General features: G+C 40.1%; 24 protein-coding genes and 1 riboswitch. Of the genes, 18 read left to right on the top strand and 6 right to left on the bottom strand.

Going from position 1 to position 25,771, the window contains the following annotated elements:
* The first annotated feature begins 11 nt into the window (after positions 1 to 11).
* The 5 genes from J2Z81_RS04755 to J2Z81_RS04730 all read left to right on the top strand — a co-directional run bounded on the left by J2Z81_RS04755 (position 12) and on the right by J2Z81_RS04730 (position 7,142).
* On the top strand, positions 12 to 1,352 hold the full coding sequence (locus J2Z81_RS04755) for a 5'-deoxyadenosine deaminase (protein WP_029267030.1): 1,341 nt from the start codon (positions 12 to 14) through the stop codon (positions 1,350 to 1,352).
* A gap of 97 nt (positions 1,353 to 1,449) precedes the next feature.
* A riboswitch (glycine riboswitch) is annotated at positions 1,450 to 1,551 on the top strand.
* Positions 1,552 to 1,776: 225 nt separating this feature from the next.
* A complete protein-coding gene (glyA, locus tag J2Z81_RS04750) occupies positions 1,777 to 3,027 on the top strand; it encodes a serine hydroxymethyltransferase (RefSeq protein WP_029267028.1) in 1,251 nt (416 codons plus the stop codon).
* Between the two features lie 150 nt (positions 3,028 to 3,177).
* Positions 3,178 to 4,575 (top strand): dihydrolipoyl dehydrogenase, encoded by a 1,398-nt coding sequence (gene lpdA, locus J2Z81_RS04745; protein WP_226370823.1) that lies wholly within the window; start codon positions 3,178 to 3,180, stop codon positions 4,573 to 4,575.
* Between the two features lie 889 nt (positions 4,576 to 5,464).
* Positions 5,465 to 6,373, top strand: coding sequence for a formyltetrahydrofolate deformylase (gene purU, locus J2Z81_RS04735; protein WP_226374298.1), 909 nt, complete (start codon positions 5,465 to 5,467; stop codon positions 6,371 to 6,373).
* Positions 6,374 to 6,527: 154 nt separating this feature from the next.
* Positions 6,528 to 7,142 carry a YitT family protein gene (locus J2Z81_RS04730; RefSeq protein ID WP_029267014.1) on the top strand — a complete coding sequence of 205 codons (615 nt, stop codon included), beginning with the start codon at positions 6,528 to 6,530 and terminating at the stop codon, positions 7,140 to 7,142.
* Here J2Z81_RS04730 and J2Z81_RS04725 read toward each other — a convergent pair.
* Positions 7,139 to 8,356 carry an MFS transporter gene (locus J2Z81_RS04725; RefSeq protein ID WP_226370843.1) on the bottom strand — a complete coding sequence of 406 codons (1,218 nt, stop codon included), beginning with the start codon at positions 8,354 to 8,356 and terminating at the stop codon, positions 7,139 to 7,141. The genes J2Z81_RS04730 and J2Z81_RS04725 overlap by 4 nt on opposite strands.
* A 41-nt stretch (positions 8,357 to 8,397) precedes the next feature.
* Positions 8,398 to 8,898, bottom strand: a complete 501-nt coding sequence (locus J2Z81_RS04720; RefSeq protein ID WP_226370822.1) for a DUF3231 family protein — start codon at positions 8,896 to 8,898, stop codon at positions 8,398 to 8,400.
* Positions 8,899 to 9,044: 146 nt separating this feature from the next.
* Between J2Z81_RS04720 and J2Z81_RS04715 the strand changes: the two genes are divergently transcribed.
* From J2Z81_RS04715 to J2Z81_RS04705, 3 genes are read left to right on the top strand one after another with little or no spacing between them, the layout of a single operon-like run.
* Positions 9,045 to 9,992 carry a sulfonate ABC transporter substrate-binding protein gene (locus J2Z81_RS04715; RefSeq protein WP_084179114.1) on the top strand — a complete coding sequence of 316 codons (948 nt, stop codon included), beginning with the start codon at positions 9,045 to 9,047 and terminating at the stop codon, positions 9,990 to 9,992.
* Positions 9,993 to 10,042: 50 nt separating this feature from the next.
* Positions 10,043 to 10,783, top strand: coding sequence for an ABC transporter permease subunit (locus J2Z81_RS04710; protein ID WP_390337510.1), 741 nt, complete (start codon positions 10,043 to 10,045; stop codon positions 10,781 to 10,783).
* A gap of 16 nt (positions 10,784 to 10,799) precedes the next feature.
* Positions 10,800 to 11,576: an ATP-binding cassette domain-containing protein gene (locus tag J2Z81_RS04705; protein ID WP_029268411.1), complete on the top strand. Its 777-nt coding sequence runs from the start codon at positions 10,800 to 10,802 to the stop codon at positions 11,574 to 11,576.
* 208 nt (positions 11,577 to 11,784) lie between these two features.
* Here the strand turns inward: J2Z81_RS04705 and J2Z81_RS04700 are convergent, their stop codons facing one another.
* Entirely contained in the window at positions 11,785 to 12,756 is a 972-nt protein-coding gene (locus tag J2Z81_RS04700) for an ABC transporter substrate-binding protein (RefSeq protein ID WP_029268409.1), read from the bottom strand.
* Positions 12,757 to 12,921: 165 nt separating this feature from the next.
* Here J2Z81_RS04700 and J2Z81_RS04695 point away from each other — a divergent pair, with 165 nt between their 5' ends.
* Genes J2Z81_RS04695 through J2Z81_RS04680 form a run of 4 tightly spaced genes read left to right on the top strand, consistent with a single transcriptional unit; the run spans position 12,922 to position 16,600 of the window.
* Complete coding sequence (locus J2Z81_RS04695) at positions 12,922 to 13,923, top strand: FecCD family ABC transporter permease (RefSeq protein WP_226370821.1); 1,002 nt, start codon at positions 12,922 to 12,924, stop codon at positions 13,921 to 13,923.
* The gene (locus J2Z81_RS04690) at positions 13,923 to 14,981 is read left to right on the top strand and encodes a FecCD family ABC transporter permease (RefSeq protein WP_029268404.1); all 1,059 of its coding nucleotides are present in this window, start codon (positions 13,923 to 13,925) and stop codon (positions 14,979 to 14,981) included. The genes J2Z81_RS04695 and J2Z81_RS04690 overlap by 1 nt, the downstream gene beginning before the upstream one ends.
* Positions 14,982 to 15,006: 25 nt before the next feature.
* Positions 15,007 to 15,828, top strand: a complete 822-nt coding sequence (locus J2Z81_RS04685) for an ABC transporter ATP-binding protein (RefSeq protein WP_029268402.1) — start codon at positions 15,007 to 15,009, stop codon at positions 15,826 to 15,828.
* Positions 15,815 to 16,600, top strand: a complete 786-nt coding sequence (locus tag J2Z81_RS04680) for an IucA/IucC family C-terminal-domain containing protein (RefSeq protein WP_226370820.1) — start codon at positions 15,815 to 15,817, stop codon at positions 16,598 to 16,600. Before J2Z81_RS04685 ends, J2Z81_RS04680 begins: the two co-directional genes overlap by 14 nt.
* A gap of 528 nt (positions 16,601 to 17,128) precedes the next feature.
* Here J2Z81_RS04680 and J2Z81_RS04675 read toward each other — a convergent pair.
* Positions 17,129 to 17,593, bottom strand: a complete 465-nt coding sequence (locus tag J2Z81_RS04675) for a DinB family protein (protein WP_029268398.1) — start codon at positions 17,591 to 17,593, stop codon at positions 17,129 to 17,131.
* Positions 17,594 to 18,082: 489 nt separating this feature from the next.
* Between J2Z81_RS04675 and ectA the strand changes: the two genes are divergently transcribed.
* The 3 genes from ectA to J2Z81_RS04660 are packed head-to-tail and all read left to right on the top strand — an operon-like array spanning position 18,083 to position 20,323.
* A complete protein-coding gene (gene ectA / locus J2Z81_RS04670) occupies positions 18,083 to 18,598 on the top strand; it encodes a diaminobutyrate acetyltransferase (RefSeq protein WP_029268397.1) in 516 nt (171 codons plus the stop codon).
* Positions 18,599 to 18,656: 58 nt separating this feature from the next.
* Positions 18,657 to 19,907 (top strand): diaminobutyrate--2-oxoglutarate transaminase, encoded by a 1,251-nt coding sequence (gene ectB / locus J2Z81_RS04665; RefSeq protein WP_029268395.1) that lies wholly within the window; start codon positions 18,657 to 18,659, stop codon positions 19,905 to 19,907.
* 29 nt (positions 19,908 to 19,936) lie between these two features.
* Positions 19,937 to 20,323: an ectoine synthase gene (locus tag J2Z81_RS04660; RefSeq protein ID WP_029268393.1), complete on the top strand. Its 387-nt coding sequence runs from the start codon at positions 19,937 to 19,939 to the stop codon at positions 20,321 to 20,323.
* Positions 20,324 to 20,480: 157 nt separating this feature from the next.
* Here J2Z81_RS04660 and J2Z81_RS04655 read toward each other — a convergent pair whose 3' ends face one another.
* The gene (locus J2Z81_RS04655; RefSeq protein ID WP_029268391.1) at positions 20,481 to 22,046 is read right to left on the bottom strand and encodes an FAD-dependent oxidoreductase; all 1,566 of its coding nucleotides are present in this window, start codon (positions 22,044 to 22,046) and stop codon (positions 20,481 to 20,483) included.
* 168 nt (positions 22,047 to 22,214) lie between these two features.
* On the opposite strand from J2Z81_RS04655, the gene dacB reads away from it, so the two are divergent.
* The gene (gene dacB / locus J2Z81_RS04650) at positions 22,215 to 23,669 is read left to right on the top strand and encodes a D-alanyl-D-alanine carboxypeptidase/D-alanyl-D-alanine endopeptidase (RefSeq protein WP_226981238.1); all 1,455 of its coding nucleotides are present in this window, start codon (positions 22,215 to 22,217) and stop codon (positions 23,667 to 23,669) included.
* Positions 23,670 to 23,696: 27 nt separating this feature from the next.
* On the opposite strand, the gene J2Z81_RS04645 is transcribed toward dacB, so the two are convergent.
* Entirely contained in the window at positions 23,697 to 23,882 is a 186-nt protein-coding gene (locus J2Z81_RS04645) for a hypothetical protein (RefSeq protein ID WP_226981237.1), read from the bottom strand.
* Between the two features lie 132 nt (positions 23,883 to 24,014).
* Here J2Z81_RS04645 and J2Z81_RS04640 point away from each other — a divergent pair, with 132 nt between their 5' ends.
* Entirely contained in the window at positions 24,015 to 24,449 is a 435-nt protein-coding gene (locus J2Z81_RS04640; protein WP_226370818.1) for a CBS domain-containing protein, read from the top strand.
* A 151-nt stretch (positions 24,450 to 24,600) separates the two neighbouring features.
* Positions 24,601 to 25,749 (top strand): FAD-dependent monooxygenase, encoded by a 1,149-nt coding sequence (locus J2Z81_RS04635; protein WP_226370817.1) that lies wholly within the window; start codon positions 24,601 to 24,603, stop codon positions 25,747 to 25,749.
* The last annotated feature ends 22 nt before the right edge of the window (positions 25,750 to 25,771 follow it).

Below are 25,771 nucleotides of genomic sequence, written 5' to 3'. Positions count from 1 at the left end.
GTGTGAAACATGTGTCTACAATTTTAATAAAAAATGTACAAATCATCACGATGAATCAGCAGGAGGAAATCATTCAAGGAGATTTATATATAGAGAATGACCGAATAAAAGAAATTGGCAGAAATTTAGATTACGGGGCTGATAAAGTAATTAATGCAAAAAATAAAACGGTTATACCGGGTTTCATCCAAACCCATATACACCTTTGTCAAGCACTGTTCCGCGGTCAAGCGGACGATTTAGAACTGATGGATTGGCTGCAGAAGAAAATCTGGCCACTTGAAGCATCGCACGATGAAGAATCCAGTTATTATTCTGCCATGCTTGGACTTGGTGAATTAATCCAAAGTGGTACGACAGCAATTGTGGATATGGAAACAGTAAATCACACAGATGCTGCATTTCGAGCGATGGATGAAAGTGGTATTCGCTGCCTGGCAGGGAAAGTAATGATGGATATGGGGGATGATCTTCCTGATTTATTGCTGGAAGATACAACTTCCTCAATCCAAAGAAGTGTCGACCTGCTTGAAAAATGGAACAATCACGATAATGGACGAATTCGTTATGCATTTTGTCCACGGTTTGTCGTTTCGTGTACCGAAGATCTTTTAAAAGAGGTCAGAGATTTATCAAAACAATATAACGTGAAAGTACACACACATGCTTCGGAAAACAGAGGCGAAATTGAAATTGTAGAAATGCAAAGAGGGATGAGGAATGTGGTTTATCTTGATCATATTGGTCTTGCAAATGAAGATCTTATATTGGCACATTGTGTGTGGCTTGATGATGAGGAAAAACGTATTATTAAAGAGCGCGGGGTAAAAATGAGTCATTGTCCAGGTTCTAATTTAAAACTGGCTTCTGGTATTGCTGATGTACCGGATATGTTAGAACTTGAAGCAAGTGTCAGCCTGGGAGCAGACGGTGCACCTTGTAATAATAATCTGGATATGTTTAATGAAATGCGATTAGCTTCCATCATACAAAAACCAGAGCATGGTCCAACTGCTATGGGTGCCAGAATGGTTTTCCGCATGGCTACAATTGGGGGAGCTGAGGCAGTAGGTCTTGATGATGAAATTGGAAGTCTTGAAGTTGGTAAAAAAGCAGACTTAGCCATTCTGGATTTAAATCAATTTCACACATACCCTTCCTCCAACGTAGATCCAATTTCAAGAATCGTGTATGCTGCAACAAGAGCAGATGTAGAAACAACGATCATTGATGGAAAAATGGTGATGGATAAGGGCATTGTTAAGACGGTAGATAAAGATATTGTACTGCGTGAAGCAGATAAATCGATTGAAAGACTCACAAAACGGCTTCCAACGATTGCTAAAGTGTAAATGGAAAATTTGAAAATCGATCCAATCAAAGTTCTAAGAAAATTCACATTAGTGTTTGACAATCATCCATCTTTTGATTATGATAAACAAAAAGCGGTTAACGATTGTGGGAGAGTGCTAAGTGAAAGCCACCGAAGGAGCAAGTTCCAAAAAATTCCCTTGGAACAAATCTCTCAGGTAGAAGAACCACAATAAGACGCATCTCTGGAGAGCGCGTATGAAACGCCACCAAAGGGGAAGGCTTTATCAAATGATAGAGTTAAACTTTCAGGTGAAAGGACAGAGAAGGGAGATCTTTTACCCTTCTCTGTCCTTTTTATGTTCTTTTTGATAAGCAGAAAGCGAGAAGGATGGGAAGGGTATAAAAAGAGTGAAAATTCCAATGATTAAAGATGGACTTTAAAAAATAGGAGGAGGATTTCTTATGAGTTTACAGAAAAACGATGCCACCATCTTTGAGGCAATCAAGCAGGAGCAACAACGACAATTGGAGACACTGGAGTTAATTGCATCGGAGAACTTTGTAAGTCAAGATGTACTTGAGGCAATGGGCAGTGTGATGACAAACAAATATGCAGAAGGCTATCCTGGGAAAAGGTATTACGGAGGATGTGAATATGTTGATGTTGCAGAACAAGCAGCAATTGACCGATTGAAGGAACTATTTGACGTGAAATATGCAAATGTGCAATCCCACTCGGGTGCACAGGCAAATTTTGCAGCCTTCTTTGCTTTGCTTGAGCCTGGCGATAAAATCATGGGAATGAACCTATCTCACGGGGGGCATCTGACACATGGAAGTCCGGTAAGTGTATCTGGAAAATGGTTTGAAGTTGTTTCTTACGGTGTGGATAAAGATACCCAACTGATTGATTATGAAGCGCTTGAAAAAATTGCAAAAAGGGAAAAACCAAAATTAATCATTGCAGGTACAAGTGCGTACCCAAGAACCATCGACTTTAAAAAGTTTCGCGAAATAGCAGATCAGGTTGGTGCCAAATTGATGGTTGATATGGCACATATTGCCGGTCTTGTAGCTGCAGGGATTCATCCTTCCCCGATTCCATATGCGGATGTGGTTACAAGTACAACACATAAAACATTACGCGGTCCGCGTGGTGGAATCATTTTATCAAATGATGAAGATACGATAAAGAAAATGAATAAATCGGTGTTTCCAGGCATCCAGGGCGGTCCTTTAATGCATATTATTGCTGCTAAAGCAGTTGCTTTTAAAGAAGCGCTAAATCCAGCTTTTAAAGATTACTCGAAACAAGTCGTGGAAAACGCAAAAACGCTAGGTGAGGAATTGATGAAGCATGGAGCATCTTTAGTAACTGGCGGAACCGACAATCATTTGATTTTGCTCGATTTGCGTCCGTGGGATTTAACTGGAAAAGATGCAGAAGCATTGCTTGAGAAAGCGGGAATTACGGTTAATAAAAATACGATTCCATTTGATCCGGAAAGCCCGTTTGTAACAAGTGGTGTACGTATTGGAACAGCGGCTCTTACGACACGTGGAATGCGGAAAGAAGAGATGGTTCAGATTGCTAAAGTGATCGCGGACGTCCTTAAGAGCAAAGGAAATGCTGAAATGATTGCGAGTTCCAAAGAGGTGACAAGCGCAATTTGTGAGGCATATCCATTACATCATGATTTAGTAAAGGTGTAAAAAAGTAAGGCATAAATGGATGGCCCAAGCAAGGGGCCATCCATTTATGCCACGTGTCATACGAAACCTTACAATTTACGGAATATTCCAATAAATATCCTTGAATAGATGGAATCAAGTACGGGGTTAGCGGAAGAGGAGAGATAAATGATGGAACAGGGTTACGATGTAGTGGTCATTGGTGGAGGTACGGGGGGATATGTGTCAGCGATTCGTGCTTCGCAATTAGGCTTAAAAGCTGCAGTCGTTGAAAAAGGAAAACTGGGAGGAACTTGTCTGCATGCAGGCTGTATTCCCAGTAAAGCTTTGCTGAGAAGTGCTGAAGTGTATGCGAATACAAAAAACGGAGAAAATTTCGGAGTGATTGCTCCTGAGGTGAATCTCGATTTTTCAAAAGTGCAAGCTCGTAAAGAAGAAATCACGGAACGTCTATTCAAAGGTGTACAACATCTTATGAAAAAAGGAAAAATTGATGTTTATGAAGGAACAGGTGTCATTACAGGAGAAAAGGATGTTTCGGTAAAGCTAAATAACGGTGGAGAAGAATTTTTAGCAGCTCGACATATTCTTCTTGCAACCGGGTCACGTCCGAGAACGCTTCCCGGTCTTGATGTGGACGGGACGTATGTCATGACGTCAGATGAGGCTTTGAATATGGAGGAGTTGCCCGCATCTATCCTCGTTATAGGGGGAGGAGTAATTGGAATGGAATGGGCTTCCATGCTAAATGATTTCGGTGTAAAAGTAACCGTACTCGAATATGCAAAGCGGATTTTACCAGCGGAAGATAAAGACGTTTCAAGAGAACTGCAACGTTTAATGAAGAAAAAAGGTGTAAAAATAATAACAGGTGCAAAAGTACTTTCCGAAACGTTAAAGAAAAATCATGGGGTATCCATTCAGGCTGAACATAAAGGAAAGGAAAAAGAATTTACTGCTGATCGCTTGCTTGTTTCAGTAGGACGTGCACCGGTCACTGATTATATAGGACTTGAAGATACGAAAGTGCAAATAGACCACGGATTCATTCAAGTAAATGAGCATTACCAGACAAATGAAGCAAATGTCTACGCCATTGGAGACGTTATTGGCGGATTGCAGCTTGCTCATGTAGCTTCACATGAAGGGATGATTGCCGTTGAACATATGGCAGGAAAAAATCCATCCCCACTTGATTCTGCCCTTGTAGCAAAATGTGTTTATTCGAGTCCGGAGGCCGCAAGTGTCGGACTCGCGGAGGATGAGGCGAAGGAAGAAGGATATGAGGTGAAAACTGGGAAGTTCTCCTTCCGGGCCATAGGAAAGTCACTCGTGTTTGGTGTTCCGGACGGCTTCGTGAAGCTGGTTGTAGATAAAAAGACAGACAAACTACTAGGCGCACATATGGTTGGCCCGCATGTAACCGATATGGTAACGGAAGCAGGGCTTGCGCAAGTGCTTGAAGCAACAGCGATGGATATTGGAAGTACCATCCATCCGCATCCGACACTTGCTGAAGCAATTGGTGAGGCAGCACTGGCAGTACATGGACAGGAGATTCATGGGTAGTATTCGAACAGATCATCACTAGATTTTTTTATTTTCCTTCATTAAAAATAATGCGTAAAGACCTGCGGTGATATGTCAAGAGAAAAATGATTAGATATTTGATTGTCAAGGTTCAAATTGTTTAAAAAAGGCAATACAAACTAGACCAGTAACTAAATGTAAATTACTGGAAGTTACTCAACAGGATACAGAAGCTATTTATGCTTCATTTATCTATTGTGCAGAAACATGGATGGATGAAAACTATAGACACTTGTGGGCTCCAACCCAATCCTCAGCACCTTCGCCATTTAAAAAATAAGCTTTGATATCATACGAACTCACGTCTAATCCAACAATAATTTCATAGGGTATTTCCTCCCTTCGAATTAGAATCATTGGAACTTATTGCTTGGACGCTCTGAGATATCCCTAGTGTGGACGCCGATCAGCAGCCTCGTGTATAAGTACTATCCTTGTTTTGAAAGCCGCCCTAGAGCTACTAACATCTAGGTTCAAATAACAAGGTGTACAGCCTGCGTGTATGAAGATCCGCACGTACACTGGGAAACAGTCTTCCTAATGCGGTTATGCCCGCAAAGGGGAAAAGAATTGTCCCAAATGATCCTAAGACCATTATCTAGGAATATCTCAGAGCGTCCAAGTGAGTGATATGTGACTCAGGTGATTAATGTTTTTATGAAGGCATGCACAAACTGAGTTACCTTGAACGAAAGGCGGTGACTCCAGCGGGAATAGCATGAGTCTTGAGATCCCACAGCGAACGATTTTTGTGAGCGAGGAGGCTCAAGCCATGCCCGCGGAAAGCGTCCGCCTGTAGTGAAAGGTAACGGAGTTATAACAGCTTGTATAATTTATAAATGAATCAAATCAAATAGGCGGAAAAACAATGCCTAAATATACTATACGAGGTGGAAGTACAATGAAAACAGAAGCGTATATGAACCAAAACCGTGGAAAATTATTAATTTCGTGTCCGGAAAAGCCTGGTATCATTTCGACGATATCTAATTTTTTATTAGAGCATGATGCCAATATCGTACGATTTGATCAACATACGACTGATCCGCAATCCGGCATGTTCTTTATGCGGATCGAGTTTGAAATGGAAGAATTTGATGAAACATATGGAAAGCTTGAAGAAGATCTTCATACGATTGCACGGGAGTATTCAATGGACTGGAAATTGAGTAGCAAGAAGAAAAGAAAACGTATGGCCATTTTTGTTTCGAAAGAAGATCACTGTCTGATGGAATTGATTTGGAGATGGAAGTCCGGGGAGCTTCCTGTAGATATTCCGATGGTTATCAGTAACCATCCTGATTTTAAAGAGGAAGTGGAAGCTTTTGGGATTCCGTATTACCATATTCCAGTAACGCGTGAAACGAAAAAAGAAGCAGAGAAAAAGCAGCTTGAATTATTGAAAGGGAAAGTGGATTTTATCGCTTTAGCACGATATATGCAAGTGCTTACTCCACACTTCGTAGAGCAGTATTCCAAGCAAATCATCAATATTCACCATTCCTTCCTTCCTGCATTTGTTGGTGCAAATCCGTATGTAAGAGCATTTAACCGTGGTGTCAAATTAATCGGGGCTACCGCCCATTATGTTACAGACGATCTTGATGAAGGTCCAATTATTGAGCAAGATGTTCAAAGAGTTAATCACCGGTATACAGCAGAAGATTTAAAGATTGCCGGCCGTCATGTAGAAAAGCAGGTCCTTGCAAAAGCGGTCTCCTGGCATGTTGATAATGCAATCCTTGTTCATGGAAATAAAACAATTGTTTTTAATTAATTAACAGACAACATAGCAAACACACTTATCCGATGAATCCCTTGATAAGTGTGTTTTTTCTTTGAAGAGAGCGTTATTCATGTTTATCGGTATATCGGAATAAGAATAGGAAGAGACGGTTGTCCAAATGAGCAATACAATGGGAGGTACCCTTATGAAGCATCGAATACAAAAAGGGGCACTGGTCCTAGCTGGAGGAGCTATTCAGGGGCTGGGAATGGGCCTGTTTCTATTTCCGCATTTTATTCCTTCTGGAGGTGCTGGAGGGATTGCTGTTTTGTTCAATTATTTGTTTCACATTAATATGGGACCTGCGTTGTGGATGGTTAATTTCTCCATGCTTGTGATTGCTGTGAAATATTTAGGGAAACGCTTCGCTCTTTGGACAATTATCGGGATTACAATGACATCCTTGTCCATCGATTTTTTTGAAAGTCATTTTTTTATCCTTAACAGAAATCTCGTGTATGACCTTGTTATCGGTTCTGTCTTGCTTGGAACTGGGATTGGGCTCCTGATGCGTCAGGGTGTTTCGAATGGTGGCGTCGGGGTAATTGCATTTATGGTTGCGCTGGGCAGGGATATTCTCCCAGGCAAACCATTATTTCTTATCAACTGTTCTATCTTTTTCCTTACAGGTGCTATCATCAGCTGGAAAATTATTCTCCTCGCTTTCATCAGTCAATGGATCTCAACGACAGTGGTTGATCTTATTTGCCGTATGTCGTTTCAAGCGTCCTATACACTCGACTTTCGAAAAAAACCTTAAATATAATGATAGCGTACCTTCGCTTTTTTATTTTTATGATCATCTTTTCCTTTTACACGAATAAGGGTTAGGATCAAAAGACCAACAAGGAGTGTGAAGGTGGCGATGGATAAAAACATTCCATTTCTTGACCAGTCCTCTAAATGTGTAAATACGGGAGGTCCACTGGCGACACCAAGAAAGCGGACAGAACCGTAAAGGGAAGTTACAATGCCTCTGCGCTCTCTCCCTACAGATCCGGTAATAAAACTATTGACACATGGAAGTACAAGGCCTGCGCCCACACTGCTTATAGAAAGAACAAGAAGAAATGGAATGAGCTTTTCAAAGAAAACAAGGAAACCATAGGAAATTGTCATAAGTATAAATCCGATGACCATTAACTTCTTCATTTTCGCCAAATCTTTTCCGATCTTGCTCCCGGTTATATAAGAAAAGGTAACCATAACAAGTAATGGAATGGCCAAAACTAACCCTTTCATGACCCCCTCAATACTATATTTTTCTTCAAGCACATCGGATAAAAAGAAAAGAATGCCAAATAAGGTAAATAAGCAAGTGCCTCCTGCCAGGTAGGTTGTAAATAGCCATCTTCCTTCCTGTTTAAAACCATTAAGAAGCCTCCTTACGTATTTGCCAAAAGGGGGCGGTGCTTGGCGATCGTTTTTTTCTTTTATAAATATCCATGTTAATAAGATGGACACAAGACAGATGGCCGGAAATGCAAAAAAGACAGCGTACCATGTAAAAATTGCTAACAGTGATCCGAGAATAGGAGCTAATACTTTACCAAGTCCGTTTGATGCCTCAACTATTCCCAGTACTCGGCTTTGCTCTGCTCCTCTGAATAAATCCCCAGCTAAAGCCATCGCTATTGGCGCAGTCCCGGCGGCGCCAATCCCTTGAATAATTCGGCCAATTAAAATCCATACATACGCATGTGAAAACCCTAGTGCACCAAACCCAGCAAGCAGTCCGCCAATCCCAAATAAAATGAGAGACGGAACAATCACAACTTTTCTAGAGAAGCGATCGGAAAGATAGCCTACAATCGGAATTAAGATAGCTGCAGCGATCGAAAATACAGTGATGGTTAAACTTACCTGCATCTGGGATAGGTTCAGTGCATCCTGCATTTGAGGGAAGATGGGAATGAGCATGGAGTTTCCCAGTGTCATGATCAGCGGGATGGATCCTATGGCTGCAATGGCCATCCCCTTATTTTTTGATGCCACGGTTCTTCACTCCTCATTTTTTACTGTACATTGATTGGCGGAGATACGAACCATCCTTTTTCTTTCATCACTTCTAACAGTTTTCGTTCGTATTCTGCCTTTTGCGAATGAAAATCTTCAAACATGGAGAAAATGTCTTCCCGTATAGCAATCCCCATAATAGAACTGCATGTTATTTTTCCTGTCATTAACTCCTTTTTAACGAATGCAGCAATTTCTCCGTCATAAAATCGTGCTCCAGCTGGAATATCCTGTACGTCAACATTAGGACGATCAGGTGGTGCAGGCGGAAGCCGGATGCCCGTTTCTTTCAGCATCGCTTCGACTTGCTGGTTTTCTTGGGAAAAACTATTTTCAAGAAGGTCTTCTAACAGGACTTTTAAATCGTGATCGTCTGTGTGGTTAATAAAAATTTGTAATGCGACCATGTATCCCTTTGTATGGTGTAAGTAAGACCAAACATAAAATACTTCTCCTGCATGCAACGGTTCATCTTCTGTTTTACCATCTAAAATACCCATGAAAAGGCCTCCTATTTTAATCACTGCGTTTAGTTTCCCATAAAAGAATGAAATTATGATAAAAGACTTATCTAGGACAGGAACCTAGTTTTCATTTATGCATAGGCTAAAATCAGAAACAAATCTGGTAAAGGATGGGTAGGAATATGAGAAAAATACTTATCGCAGCATTGGTCAGCCTATTTGTAATGGTAATCGTGATCGGATGCAGTAAAGAGGGTTCAACGGATGAAGATACAGATCAAGTTGTACGGATAGGTTATCAGAAAAATGGCCCGCTCGTTATTTTAAAATCGCTTGGAAACTTGGATGAACGTTTGAAAGAAGAAGGATGGGAAGTGGAATGGAAAGAGTTTCAGGCAGGTCCTGCGCTCGTTGAAGCTTTAAATGCTGGCGGCATTGATGTTGGTCGAACCGGAAATTCACCACCTATATTTGCTCAAGCAGCAGACGCCCCTTTTACAACCTTGGCAGCGGGAAAATCAAAATTTTATGGGAGCGGAATCCTAGTCCCGGAAGATTCAGATATCACATCCGTATCTGATTTAAAAGATAAAAAAGTCAGCTTTGCGAAAGGGTCCAGCTCCCATTTTTTAATTGTAAAAGCACTAGAAGAAGCGGGCTTAAAGTATGAAGATATTCATCCAGAATTCTTAACCCCGGGAGATGCGAGAGTGGCCTTTGAACAAGGAAATATTGATGCCATGGTCGTTTGGGATCCATATACCGCTTCAACGGAGATCAACTCAGGTGGCAAGCTATTGATTAATGGAGAAGGGATTTCTACAGATCGGGACTTCTTTTTGGCAACAAATGATTTCGCCGATCAACATGCAGATATAACGGAAATCATCATGGAAGAAGTAGAGGATTCATCGGAGTGGGCAAATAACAACCACGAAGAGCTAATAGAAATGCTCTCGCCTATTTTAAAGATCGATGAAGCTTCGATTAAGAAATCAATTGAACGCAGGGAGTACGGTGTAGATGAAATAAACGACAAAATTATAAAAGAACAGCAAGAAATAGCAGACACATTTTATCAGCTAAATATTATTCCCAAAGAAATTCATGTCAAGGATGTCATGGAGTAAATCATGAAAACATTGGGGGGTGTCTGGTGATGGATCGGATAAAAGGATCCATGAAACAAATTGTGCCTTGGGTTGTTCCATTTTTATTGCTCATTTGCTGGCAAGTATTCTCGTGGATGGGAATCATCCCGGAGAAAATATTACCTGCTCCCAGTGACGTTTTCCAGGCGGGACTTTCCCTGCTTGGGACTGGGGAATTATATGAACATGTTTCCATCAGTCTATGGAGAGCACTTGCAGGGTTTTTAATTGGGGGAGTTATTGGGTTTTTATTTGGTTTATTTAACGGTATCTCAAAATACTCTGATTTACTTTTTGACACGTCCATCCAAATGTTGCGAAATATTCCACATCTAGCTTTAATTCCGCTCGTCATTTTATGGTTTGGCATCGATGAAACCTCGAAGATTTTTTTGGTAGCATTAGGTGTAATGTTCCCCGTTTATATTAATACGTATCATGGGATAAAATCGGTCGATAAAAAATTAATTGAAATGGGCAGGGCATACGGCCTAAAAGGGAAATCTTTATTTTTTTCCGTTATTTTTCCGGGAGCACTATCATCCATCTTGGTTGGCATTCGCTTTTCCTTGGGGGTTATGTGGTTGACATTAATCGTTGCCGAAACGATATCTACCGATTCTGGAATTGGCTATATGGCAATGAATGCTCGGGAATTTATGCAGATGGATGTGATTGTATTAAGTATTGTCATTTACGCACTGTTTGGGAAATTATCCGATATGATTGCGAGGTACTTTGAGAAAAAGTTATTACACTGGAATACGTAAAAAAGGAGGGAAACCGTTGAATTTTCATACAGAGGAACCTATTCATGTTCAACTAGCTGGTGTGGAAAAATGGTACAATGAATTAAACGTTCTAAAAGGAATGGATCTACAAGCGGAAAGAGGAGAGTTTATTGCAGTCGTAGGAAAAAGCGGGTGTGGGAAAAGCACGCTTCTTCGATTAGTAGCGGGACTTGAGCAATCCAGCAGCGGTTTTATTTACATGGATCAAAAACCATTGAAATCATTAAATAAACACGCTCGTATCATGTTTCAAGATGGCCGGCTCCTTCCTTGGAAACGTGTTATTGATAACATACGAATTGGTCTACCGGGTGAATGGAAAGGAAAGGCCACGGAAGCTCTTGAAAATGTAGGATTGGGAGATAAGAAGAAGGAGTGGCCAAATAATTTATCAGGAGGACAAAGACAACGGGTGGCACTGGCACGAGCGTTAGTACATGATCCTGAATTACTTCTTTTAGACGAACCACTAGGAGCGCTGGATGCGTTTACACGAATGGAAATGCAGGGACTTATCGAATCGCTGTGGCAACAGAAAAAATTTACATCGATCCTGGTTACACATGACGTGGAAGAAGCAGTTGCACTGGCGGACCGAGTTATTTTAATTGAAAGTGGGATGATCATGATGAATCAGGAGATTCCGCTTGCGAGGCCAAGACAGCGCACGCAACCAGCATTTTCCATGTACTTGGAAATGATTATGGATCGAATTATGAATCGTATGCCAAAGAAAAATTATATCGTAGAGCAAAATTATCAAATGTCATAGGACATTTTCTTTCCGAAGGTTTCCATGGCACGCTGCTATTTTTGATTACGTACGACATCATCCTGAAACTGTTTTCCATATTATTATGGTCATTGAAAGTGGTAATTTTTCGTAAAAAAAGAAGTCATAGTAGCTCATCATTTAATGAAACCTACTAAGACTTCTTTTTTCCATTTACTGGGGTTATGTCCCAGTCTTTCTTTCTGCTCTATTGTTCTTCCATAATTTTTTCCAAGTCGTCCAGCATTTTATTTGCAGCGATGACACCACCAGCAGTATTCCAAATGGCATCATCTACTTTATGAACGTTTTCTTCTTTCGCTACATCCAGATTTTTAAAGAGCGGGTTATTTAGAAATTCTTCTTCCAAGGTTTTTGCTTCACCGTCTCCCGTTTCATAGGTGAAATAAAAGAGAATATCCCCATCCATTGCCGGGATCCGTTCTTCAGAAAGATTTTTTTCCGCAAAATCATCTTTATCTTGTTCTTTTGGACGAGCAAAACCAATTTGTTCCAAAATCACACCCGCAAATGTATCCTTATGGTAAATTCGAACATCCCCAGCCATGAAACGTACGAGAGAGATTTCCATATTAAGTTTGTCTGCGAATTTTTCTTTTAATTCATTGATTCGGTTATCAAAGGCTTCTAAAACTTCTTGACCTTTGTCTTCCTTATTAACTGCTTCTGCATACAGTTTAAAGTTTTCTTTCCAGTCACCCCTTAATGTTTCTGCAAAAACAGTAGGAGCAATCGCTTCTAATTGGGAATAGATATCTTCTTGTCGCATTTTATTTCCGATAATTAAATCGGGTTTTAGTTTGGCGATAGCCTCCACATTTACCTGACTTTCTGTACCAACAACTTCTACCCCTTCCATTTGATCTGCAATATGATCATACCAAGGGTCCCCAGTCCATGATTGCACAGCGCCGACAGGTTTTATGCCTAATTCGAGCAATGCTTCTGTACCTTCATTCGTTAAAATGACAACTTTTTCCGGATTGCTGGGTATTTCAGTAGTGCCCATCGCATGTTCCACCGTATAAGCATCTGCTGCACCTTCTTTATCTTTTGATTTCTCTTCTTTGTTATCTGTATCACTGCTGCTACAAGCAGTCAGTGTAAGTAAAACAAGTATACCTATACTAAATAAGAGCTGTTTGTACTTTTTATTCATCCTAATATGCCTCCTATTATTTGAGAATCATTTTCAATCAATTTTTATCATATATGGAATCAGAAAAAAAATCAATAAATAATTGAGAATGATTTTCAAAGTCGTTGACTTCATAGAACGTTTAAAATAAAATAAGGATGAATGTAATGTGAAAGGTTACCAGTGATGACTATACAAAACAACAAAAATAAATTAGTATGCCTTATTTTTGCGAGTATCATCCTTATTCTTTTTATGGGGATGGGGATTGTATTAGGGTATACAAATACATCAATAAATACAGTAATTCATGCATTTACAGACTTTAATGGTTCAAACGAACATATTATTATTAGAGAAGTTCGCTTGACCCGTTCATTCATTGCTTCAGCTGTCGGAGCATGCCTAGCGATGGCGGGTGTAATCATGCAGACGTTGACAAAAAATCCACTCGCTTCACCAAGTATTCTGGGTGTTAACGCAGGAGCTGGTTTTGCAGTTGTAGTTGCTGTCACATTTTTTAATATATCCAATCTGCAGGCATTCTCGTGGATCTCTTTTACAGGCGCTGCAGTAGCAGCTGTTTCGGTTTATATTATTGGAACAGCTGGTAGAGAAGGTTTAACACCAATGAAGCTGACACTTGCAGGAGCGGCAATGGCAGCACTTTTTGCTTCATTTACGCAAGGTTTGCTCGTATTAAATGAAGTGGCTCTTGAGCAAGTCTTATTTTGGTTAGCAGGATCAGTAGCGGGCAGGGATTTAGAGGTTTTGACATCTGTGTTGCCATATATGGTTGTCGGTTGGGTGATTGCTATTTTCATCGCCCCGAAAATGAATGTATTATCCATGGGGGATGACCTTGCAACAGGCTTGGGTTTAAAAACAGGCCTGCTGAAACTTATCGCAGGTTTGGTCGTTATTTTTCTAGCCGGCAGCGCTGTTGCTGTGGCAGGCCCAGTTGGTTTTATTGGTATCATTATTCCGCATATTGCGAGAAAAATAATTGGTGTGGATCATCGGTGGTTGATCCCATTTTCAGGATTGCTTGGCGGGATCCTGCTAGTAGCCGCCGATATTGGTGCCAGATACGTTATTATGCCTCAAGAAGTACCAGTAGGTGTGATGACTGCCGTTATTGGAACACCTTTCTTTATTTTTATAGCGAGAAGGGGGTTTGACCAATAATGCGGCAATATAAAAGCTTTCGATTATTTAAAGGAAAAATTTCATTTTTAATGGATAGTCGTGCTGTTGCAATAACAGCAGTATTAATGATCTTAACAGTTGCTATGATCGTTGGTAGCACTGCTTTAGGGGATATGAAGATCAATCCGCTTACGATTATACACGTACTATTTGGCGGGGGAACGGAGTTAGAACGACTTGTTGTGCTAGATTTTCGGATGCCGCGCATCATCGTTGCATTATTTGTCGGTATGTCCCTTGCTGTTGCTGGGGGAATTTTGCAAGGCATTATTCGAAATCCATTAGCTTCTCCCGATATCATTGGCATCACTGGTGGAGCTGGGGCTTTTGTTGTTGGATTTCTCGCCATCTTCAGTACGGAAACAGATAACACACTGACAGTCAGCATCGGATGGCTTCCAGTAGCAGCTTTTATCGGAGCGACGATCACTGCATTTTTGGTATATCTATTAGCATGGCGCGGCGGTGTTTCTCCGGTTAGGCTAGTACTCATCGGGATTGGCATCTCTGCGCTTATGCAAGCCTTTACTACGATGGTTATGATTTTAGGGCCGATTTATCGAGCAAGTCAGGCTAATATATGGATCACCGGAACAGTGAATGGATCGAGCTGGGAAGATGTTGCCGTACTTGTACCATGGGCTGTATTATTATTGATTGTAGCTCTTATGTCTGCCAGGAAAGTGAATGTTCAAGAGCTAGGAGATGATCTTGCAGCAGGTATCGGAAGCCGTGTACAGCTCCAGCGGTTTTTTCTACTATTGGTCAGCACAGGGCTGGTAGGTATTGCTGTGGCGTTTGCCGGTGGAATTGGATTTGTTGGTCTTATGGCTCCGCATATGGCAAGAAGATTAGTGGGATCTGCTTTTGGTGCATTGCTTCCGGCATCAGCATTCATTGGCGGAATGCTTGTACTACTCGCTGATTTAATTGGGAGAACCGTATTTTTACCACTTGAAATTCCTGCAGGGGTGTTCACTGCTGCAATCGGTGCACCATATTTCATTTATTTATTATTTAGAACGAGAAACATATAAGTGTGAGTTAAAGGAGAGGATCAGCGTGGATACGATCCGTACAAATGAGCTGACATTATCTTATGGCGATAAAATAATTATAGACGAATTAGATTTAACCATACCAAAAGGCGAAATCTCAGTATTCATTGGTGGAAATGGCTGTGGAAAGTCTACACTATTACGATCCATTGCACGATTACTTAAGCCTCAGAATGGATCCGTATTATTGGATGGAAAGAACATTGCAAAAATGTCAACCAAAGCCGTCGCAAAAAAGATGGCGATTCTTCCGCAATCCCCATCTGCACCGGAGGGGCTTTCCGTCATACAACTTGTTAAACAAGGAAGATTCCCATATCAATCTTGGATTAGCCAGTGGTCTCATGAGGATGAGGAAATTGTTAACCGGGCACTAGAAGCAACGAGAATGGTAGAATTGAAGGATCGTCCCGTTGATGAACTCTCTGGTGGGCAGAGACAGCGTGCCTGGATTGCGATGACTTTAGCACAGGATACAGATATTATATTACTTGATGAACCAACAACCTACTTGGATATGACCCATCAGATTGAAATACTTGATCTATTGTTTGAGCTGAATGAAACAGAAGGCAGAACCATTGTGATGGTATTGCATGATCTGAACCTCGCTTGCCGCTATGCACATCATATTGTCGCAATCCGCGATCAAAAAGTATATATGCACGGAAAACCGGAGGAAGTAATTAATTGTAAACTGGTTCAGGATGTTTTTGACATGCATTGTCAAGTATTAACCGATCCATTATTTGGAACACCACTTTGTATTCCGCACGGCAAAGGTCGATGCATTCGAAGAGATGGTCCATTAAATGCTGTCCAATAAATTAAGCACGGAAGAAATACAGACCCTTACCAAATTTCGGCTTACACAAAAAGTGCATAAAGCTAGTAATCCTATTCGCTTGGAAAGGATGTTGCAGCGAGATGGTTTAGTAAATGTGCTTGCATTGATAAGCGAACAAATGGGAGCACCCAGTTATAAAGTTGCGGCATCCATGCTGAGTAAGCGAATGGCTTTTTACGCTGTGATACATCTTTACACCATGTCCGCATTTAATAAAAGACTCCTCGTTGACCGAGAAAATGTACTACTTACCGAGCAAGCTCCTTCAAATCTTTGGCTTCCTGATTTTTATTTAGGAAACATGAAGGTTGAAGAAGAACGCAATGATCGGCGTAAGTGGATAGATGAAATCATTTGGCATGTTTTCAAGGAAACCCTCACGCCAATTGTCGAAAGACTTTCTGAACAAGTGACATTGCCAAAAAGAGTGATGTGGGAAAATATACATCAATATGTTTCCTGGATTTTTCATAAAATGCGAAATTCATCATCCAGGGAGACAATTAAAAATCAATTAGATCGGGATTTTCACTATATTCTTCAAACAGCGGACGGTTATTTATTTGGAATCGATGGGGGAAATCCTTTTGCACGGCTCTATGGTCGGATGGATGTTAAAAAAATTGTCGAAACCAGGAAAACGTGCTGTCTTGCTTATTTGTTAAAGGATAATCCTCCTAACAGGTGCCAAACATGTCCCATCCCTGTAAATCGGACAAGAAACAAGAAGAGAAAAGAGGCTGGAACATAACTAGCCGAAAGGTCTTAAAAATGGCTCCAATCATCGTTTTTGATGATTGGAGCCATTTTTACCATAAATTTCACCAGTTGCTTCATTTGAAAGCTGCTGTCTTATATAACTTGATTCAAGGTATAATATTTAAAACAGAAGGATACCTCCGATAATTGTTATTGTGTAGTTACTTTCTTTTTGTTTACTAGTATTATCGATTTAAAGGCAATTTTTAAATCAATGAAACTTTCATTTATACATGTGAAAATTTAGCCCACTATTACGTTGACTGGAACGAAAGGTGGCTAACTTCTGCGGAAAAAGCACGTGTCTGAAGACCCCACGTGAAGTGGTTTTCTTCCGTGGAAACTGAAGCCGTGCTCGCGGAAAGCAGACACCTGTAGTGGAAGTCAACGGGACTACCATCCGTATCGATTAGTAAAAAATATAATAGAATTATCTCACCTAAAAAAGTCAGATAGGCCCGATGGGTTATCTGACTTTTTTACATTTACTGGGGTTTTATCCCAGTCTCTTTTTTTATGCCTATTTACTTTTAAGTGCATTATTTAATGATTTAAGGATTCCAAGGTGGATCCCCTCATGCCATGTTACAAATTGCAGGGCAGCTTCTACCGTATTAAGATTGAGTGTTCGAATAATGTGATCTTCAGATGCTTTATTTTGTTCTTTGCCCTTAAAATGCTTCAAAATGCGCTCTCTTTGTTCTTTGAAAGCTGAAATAATTTCCTGTTTGGATGGCCCTTCCTCTTTCCACTGAGATGGGTGTGTTCCGTCGATAAAAAGGTCGACCCATTCCGGTGGCTTGACTTCATATGTGTGATCGGCTTTATGCAAGTAATCCTCCGCTGTAATATACACATGTCCAGCATTCCAACGAATTGAGTTTGGATAACCATCCGGCTCGATATCCCACATGCTTTCATCTAATTTCGAAAGTAGAATTAAAGAAGCATCACGCGAATAGGCAAACATATTTAATGATTCCAATTATATAGCCCCCTTATTTTGATAAGCCATTCTAAATGAAGTTTTCAATTATTATACTATAATTTCAGCTGCTGTTCATTCTATCTGTTTATAAATCAAATTTATGATACCCGGGAAATAAAGTCCGGCCAAAAATGGTCATCAAAAGAAGAAATGATTCCCGAAAAATCCAACCTAAATCAATGGCGGTTATGAATGAAAAAGACTTCTTAAATAAAAAATTTCATTCAAAAGGGGAAAAACTGCGATAAATCAAGGGATAACTCAAAAATAATTCAGTTAATTCTCTAAGATTCCGTCTATTCTGTACTATTTGCTAGCTAATTATAGACTAGGCCAATTATTTATAGTTAATCGCATGAGATCCTATTTAATCATTGCAAATAAAGCTATAAGCGTTTTGACGCATGCAACATTTCCCTTTAAGCTTATAAATATGCTTTTAGAATTTTAGGAGGTGGGAGCATCTATTCCATTGGAACTAGTGAAATGACGCAAACAAAAACAAAATTTCATTTTCGTAAACCAAATAAGGAAGATGGAGCAGCTGTTTGGGAGCTAATAAAGGGTACAGGAGTTCTTGACCTTAATTCTTCTTACAGCTATGTCATGTGGTGTGAAATTTTTTCCGACACATCGATCGTGGCTGAAAGAGATGGGGAAATAGTTGGCTTTATTTCCGGGTTTATTCATCCGGATACGCCGAATACATTGTTTATCTGGCAAGTAGCTGTTAATCAGTCACAGAGAGGTCAAGGATTAGGAACGAAGATGTTGTTCCAATTGCTGCGACGTGATTATCAGGAAGCTGTCCATTATCTTGAAGCAACAGTGTCACCATCGAATACGCCATCAAATAATTTGTTTTGGGGGCTTTCGAGAAAACTAGACAGCAATTGTGTTATATCAGATTATATTTCTTCTGAGGATTTTCCAGAAGATGGTCATGAAGACGAATTACTGTTTAGAATTGGACCGATTCAAGAAGAGGCAGTAAAGCAGTAAAATAATAAAGAATAAAGGAGATATTCAATTGACAACGGCAGTATTAAATGATACGAAAATGAAAACTTTTGAAGAACTTGAGTCAGTAGTCAGAAGCTATAGCCGAGGATGGCCTACGGTATTTGAGAAATCCAAAGGCTATAAGCTATGGGATATAGATGGTAAAGAATATATAGACTTTTTTGCAGGAGCAGGTACGTTAAATTACGGACATAATGATGAAAAAATGCAGCAGAAGCTGATCGATTATATAAAACAAGACGGAATTATTCATAGCCTCGATATGGGAACCATTCCGAGAAAGAATTTTCTTGAAAGTTTTCAAGATATCATTCTGAAACCTAGAAATCTTGACTATAAGGTTATGTTCCCTGGACCAACAGGCACAAACGCCGTAGAGAGTGCATTAAAGATTGCTCGTAAAGTGACGGGAAGAGATACGGTAATCAGCTTTACAAATGCATTTCACGGGATGACAGTTGGCTCGCTATCCGTAACCGGCAATTCCATGAAGCGAGAAGGGGCTGGCATACCTTTACACAATTCAGTCTTTATGCCATTTGATGATTTTACAGAAGATCAAAATTCCATTGCCTACTTAGAAAGTTTCTTAGAAGGCCAAGGAAGTGGTGTAGCTCTTCCGGCAGCCATTATTTTAGAAACAGTTCAGGGTGAAGGCGGTATTAACGCTGCAAGTATGGAATGGATTAAAAAGATAGAAGCGATCTGTAAACGCTGGGAAATTCTATTGATCATCGATGACATCCAGGCAGGAAGCGGAAGAACAGGAACATTCTTCAGCTTCGAACCAGCTGATATTGATCCGGATATCGTTTGTCTCTCCAAATCAATTGGCGGCATTGGTCTTCCAATGGCGATCACGCTGATTAAACCAGCGTATGATAAATGGACGCCTGGTGAGCATAATGGTACTTTCCGCGGAAATAACTTAGCATTTATCGCAGCAGAAGAAGCGCTTTCTAACTGGAAAAATGATGATTTCAGTAAAGCGATTAATAAGAAAGCAACGATTTTAAAAGAATTTATTCAAGCAATGGTGAAAAATTACCCTGAATTAAAGGCGGAAGCTCGCGGCAGAGGGTTAATGCAAGGAATCGCAATGCATGTAGACGGACTTGCAAATGAAATTTGTTCTGCAGCATTTGAACGCGGTCTAATTGTAGAAACTTCTGGACCAAATGATGAAGTGGTTAAATTCTTGCCACCGCTCATTATTGATGAAGAAGGGCTTGAAAAAGGCATGAAAATGCTTGAAGAAAGTATTCAGCATGTACTTGCTTCAAAATAAAAATCACAAATGAAAAAGGGGATATAGAAATGATCGTAAAATCACTTGACGAAATTATCGGAACAGAAGATGAAACATCAGGTGAAACCTGGTCGAGTCGCAGATTTTTGTATAAAAAAGATAACGTCGGATTTAGTATGAATGATACTATCATTAAAGCTGGAACGGAGAGCTATTTTTGGTATAAAAATCATATTGAAGCCGTTTATTGTGTCGGGGGAGAAGGCGAGATTGAAGATATCGCAACTGGGGAAGTTCACCCGATTAAAGACGGTACCATTTATGTTCTAAATGATCATGATAAACATTACTTGCGAGCAAAAACAGAGATGCGTATGGTATGCGTATTCAATCCTCCTTTGGTTGGTAAAGAAACACATGATGAAGAAGGAGTTTATCCGCTCTTGACAGAATAAAATAAGAATAAAAAGGAATCGGGCAATGAAAGCTTGCCTGGTTCCTTTTTTCATTTCGGAGAACAAGTGATTGATGTGCTACGCCTTTTCTAGAAGAAGTGCTTCTATAATGTATGAAAGTAGCCTACGGAAAGTGCATCATTATGAATGAAAAACATTAGTAGCCGGAATCTTCGGAAGTAGCAATGTCCAACATTTTAAAATCATACGTTTGAAGCGGTTTTTCAGCAGGACCTTCCATTACTTCTCCAGTATAAGAAAATCGTGACCCGTGGCACGGACAATCCCATGTTTTTTCACCTTCATTCCATTCCACCTCACACCCCACGTGTGTACAGGTGGTATCCACGATATGAAGCTCTCCTTTATCATCCCGATAAGCGCCTTTCCTTTCGCCATTCATTCGAAAGACAGCACCCTCATCATTTGCTAAATTCTTTGGATTTGTATCCGTGATATCGAGTTTCCCTTTGATTAAATGGGTAGCTACATCCGCATTTTGCGTGAAGAAATTTTTAAGACTCGGATGAACATGAAATCTTGCTGGTGTAAATAATGCGTGGTAATGGTTCTCTTTATCTAAAACTTGATCACGCAGAAGAAGTGCAGCTGCTGTTCCGTTAGACATCCCCCATTTTCTATACCCGGTAGCGATGAGGATCTTCGGCTGGTGAGAAGTTATTTCACCGACATAAGGCACTTTATCAAGCGTTGTGAGGTCTTGGGCTGACCACCGGTAAGGAATCTCTTCCATTCCTAAAACATATTCCCCAAAGGACGCGAGCGCCTCGTAATGCTTCATGGTATTCCCGCCTTGACCGGTCTTATGACTTTCGCCAACAATAAGCACCATTTCCTCCCCGTTAATCGTAACGGATCTTAACGAACGTGTTGGTTGACCTGCGCTTATATACATTCCGCCTGGAAAGCTTTTCTTTGTTTTCGCAGCAACGATATACGATCGATTCGCATACATTCTGGTCGAATAAAATCCCATCCCTTCGTAAAAAGGGAAATGGGAACAGGCAAGAACATAACTTGCGGTAACCCGTTTATTTTCACGCGTTTGTACCACTGGTTTCTCTTTTTCCGATTCCACATTAACTGCTGTCGTCCCCTCAAAGATATGGCCGCCTTTGTCCGTAAAATGCTGAACAAGATGGGATAAATATTCTAATGGATGAAACTGCGCTTGATTTCGCATGATCAAAGCATTTCTGATGATGATATCTAAAGGAAGCTTATCCACGATTTCTCCGTCAATCCCAAGTTTTTCGTATGCTTTGGCCTCTTGTTTGATTTTACGCGCGTATTCCTCATTCTCTGCATAGAGATATGCATCTTGCCTGCGGAAATCGCAATTGATTTGATGCTGGTGTATCGTTTTTTCTATAAAATTTAATGCATCCCTATTTGCTTCATAATATAATCTTGCCTTATTTTTTCCAAGACTTTTTATCAGCTCATCATAAATTAAACCATGCTGAGCTGTGATCTTAGCCGTTGTATGTCCGGTTGTCCCACCTAATACTTTATCCGCCTCTAAAAGGGCAACTTTCATTCCTTCGTTTGCTAAAAGGTAAGCAGAAGTGATTCCGGTAATTCCGCCACCAACAATAACAACATCCACTTCAATGTCTTTGTCAAGCGGAGGGAAATCAGGAATGTTCATGTTCTCTCTCCAGTAAGATTCAGGATGTTTTGGTAACTGATATTTTGTCATAACTTATCCTCCAACAGAATTTGATGGTATTAGCTTTACCCGTCATCTCAAAAGGTATGCAGAAGGGTTCTTTACTGATAAAAAGAATGAAATGCTTTGATAATGGCAATAATCTTTGTGTACATCAGGAAAAGAAAAGGGTGATCAGCCATACATCACAAAAAATGTTTGCTTGGAATAGGCTTTTTATTTATCCTTCTCATCATCTTGCCAATTGAAAACGATCGGAAGTCGGCAAAAGATAGTAATAACAACAAGCATCAGTTAAAGCAACAAGTAGATCAGTTTATTCAGCAGGAAAAAGCATTACAAGGTGCACAAATTGGGATAAGTATTCGGTCGGCAGACACAGGCGAACTACAGTATGAACATCAAGGAGATACGCGTTTGAAGCCAGCCTCTAATCTGAAATTATTGACCGCTGCAGCAGCACTTTCTGTTTTAGGGGAAAAATACAGATTTTCTACGGAAATACATACAGATGGTCCCATGAAGAACGGGATGCTTGATGGCAATCTTTATATAAAAGGAAAGGGTGATCCAACATTAATCCCGTCCGATTTAGACAAAATAGCTAAAGACCTTAAAAAAAGAGGAATCCGTTCCGTTAAAGGAAATATAATCGGGGATGACACATGGTATGATGCTGTTCGCTTATCACAGGATGTAACGTGGAGGGATGAGCATTTCCATTACGGTTCTCAAATTTCCGCTCTGACTATCTCCCCGGATAAAGATTATGATACAGGGACAGTTCTTGTAAAAGTTACGCCAAATGAAAAGGGAGAAAAGCCATCTATACAGGTTGAACCGGAAACAGATTACATACAAATGATGAATCAGGCGCAAACGGTTTCTACTGATGAAAAAGAGAATTTGAAAATAGAACGCGAGCACGGGAAAAATAGCATCACTGTCGAAGGGGAAATCCCGGCAGGATCTAACGTAATGAAAGAATGGATAGCCGTCTGGGAGCCTACGAATTATGTGTTGGACTTACTCGGACAAGCATTGAAAGAACATCATATCACCTGGAGTGGGGAGACGAAGACGGGAAAAACACCGAAAGAGGCAAAGGCTGTGCTTGCATATCCATCGATGCCGCTGGAAGAAATTCTGGTTCCTTTTATGAAATTAAGTAATAATGGACACGGAGAAATGTTTGTTAAAGAAATGGGCAAGGTGGTCCATGATGAAGGAAGCTGGAAAAAAGGGCTCGATGTATTGCGAAATGCGGCAGATGAAATTGGCATAAACACGGATACATCGGTCATTAGGGACGGGTCAGGAATTTCCCATGTGAACATGATTCCTGCTAATGAAATTTCGAAGCTGTTATATGAAGTACAGAAAAAAGATTGGTTTGATGCGTATGTTCATGCTCTTCCAGTGTCCGGAGAAAATGGACGAATGGAGAGCGGAACATTAAAAAAACGATTAAGTAAGCTGAATGTACGAGCAAAAACCGGAACACTTGGCACAGTAAGTTCTTTATCTGGTTATTTAGAAGGAAAAAGCGGGGAGACAGTTATCTTTTCGATCATTGTTAATAACTTACTGGATGAAGATGATGGTCCTGAAATAGAAGATAAAATTGTGCAGTTCATCCATGAGCATATGTAAAGTAGGTGAAGAGCTAGCTGATGCTCTTCACCTTTCATTTTCTTCATCATTTTCACTTGGATCGTATTCATCATAGACGAACTGGGTTACTTTAATCGATTCACCACTTTTAATTTCAGCTTCTGTGGCTTTTTCACCGTATGCATCCTCTTCGTTGATTCCAGGCGCCACGACATTATCCCCGATCACTTTCTTTTTCTTCTTTTCATCCACATACATCGCCTCCTATCTTTTTTAGTTTGTCTGATTGATCCCGAAAATATCATGTTATATCTTTAAGAAAATATTACCTGGAATAATTAAAGATGAATGACGCAAAATATGATATGTAAAGGAGGTAATTTCATGCACCAATTAAATAAATTCATGACTTCAAATGTTTATACAGTAAATGAAACACAGTCTGTACAAGACGCAGCGAATTTGATGAGTCAGTATAATATCGGATCTGTTCCAGTCGTAAATAACGCAGGCCAAATGGTAGGGATTATCACAGACCGTGATATTACACTGCGTACAACAGCCCAAGGTGAAGCTGCTCAAACGCCAATTTCCCAGGAAATGACTGCACAACAAGTTGTACAGGGTACACCTGAGATGGATGCGCATGAAGCAGCACAATTAATGGCTCAGCATCAAATACGCCGGTTACCGGTTGTTGAAAATGGACAAGTGATTGGAATGGTTGCTTTAGGTGATTTAGCTGTTGATAATCAATTGAATAATGAAGCAGAAGAAGCATTATCAAGTATATCCACACCTTCCGAACCGCAAAAATAGGTGTAAGATTTTACCTTTTTTAATCACAAGCATAGAAAAGACGGCGAATGCCTCTTTCTATGCTTTTTTTGGATCCATTCAAATGCTGTAGAAAATGCCTAAAAGGTAGTACCATACATATAAAAGTAAAATACATGAATGAGGGATAAAGATGAAAAAAATCATCGTGATCGGCGGAGGTATTGGGGGACTTTGTACGACGCTCATGTTGCAAAAAAATGGCGATGATGTCCAATTATTTGAAGCGGCCGCTCAAATAAAGGCTGTTGGAGCAGGAATTGGAGTTGGCTCAAATGCGCTAGCAGCACTTTATGAAACCGGTGTTGGAGAGCAAATCGAACAAAGGGGAAACCCTTTGCATGAGATGATTTTTCAAAACGAGCAAGGTGTACAGCTAAATAAAATGAATTTTACCAAATTTGCACAAGAATTTGGTTTAAATAGTTTCACCATCCACCGGGCAGATTTGCATCACGTTTTATATCAGTCTATAAAGCCAAATACGATTCATTTAAATAAAAGATGTTTCGATTTTAAACAAACCAAAACTGGGGTTGAAGTATATTTTGACGATAGCACACAAGTCGAAGGGGATATTATCATCGCTGCGGACGGGATCCACTCTGTTTTTCGAAATAAATTAATTCCGCATGCAAAAACGCGCTATGCAGGTTATACATGCTGGCGCGGGGTAGTAGAAACAGATGATCATCGATTTACGAAGCAAACATCGTATGAACTATGGGGAAGAGCAGGGAGAATAGGTATCGTCCCACTAAAGGGTAAACAAGTTTATTGGTTTGCTTGTGTTAATGGAAAACCAAACGATCCAAAGTATAAAAATAGAACACCAATGGACGTCGCGCAAATTTTTTCTTCTTTTCCAGAACATATCACACAGCTAATTCGCTTAACAAAGGAGGATGAATTGCTTCATCATGATATATACGATCTCAAACCACTGAACCAATTTGTTTATGGGCGGATTGTATTATTGGGCGATGCTGCGCATGCAACAACACCAAACATGGGACAAGGAGCAGGACAGGCTTTGGAGGATGCTATTGTATTTGTGAAGTCTCTTAATAAAGAGAAAGATCTTCATAAGGCTTTTAACCGTTACGAAAATAAACGTATAAAGCGGACAAAGAAAATAATAAAAATGTCCCGAAATATTGGCATCGGTGCCCAGCTGGAAAATCCTTTTGCGATTGCGATCCGCAATAAGCTGTTTCCGTATGTCCCATCTGCAATTCTATTACAAAAATTCAAATATCTATTAAATATAGATTTATCTTGAAAATGTTACGGTTTTCATGTAA

The sequence above is a fragment of the Virgibacillus alimentarius genome (assembly GCF_017874635.1).
Classification (GTDB): Bacteria; Bacillota; Bacilli; order Bacillales; family Amphibacillaceae; genus Virgibacillus_B; species Virgibacillus_B alimentarius.
The sequence above is the reverse complement of the archived record's forward strand: the minus strand, read 5'-3'. Positions and strand labels throughout refer to the sequence as shown.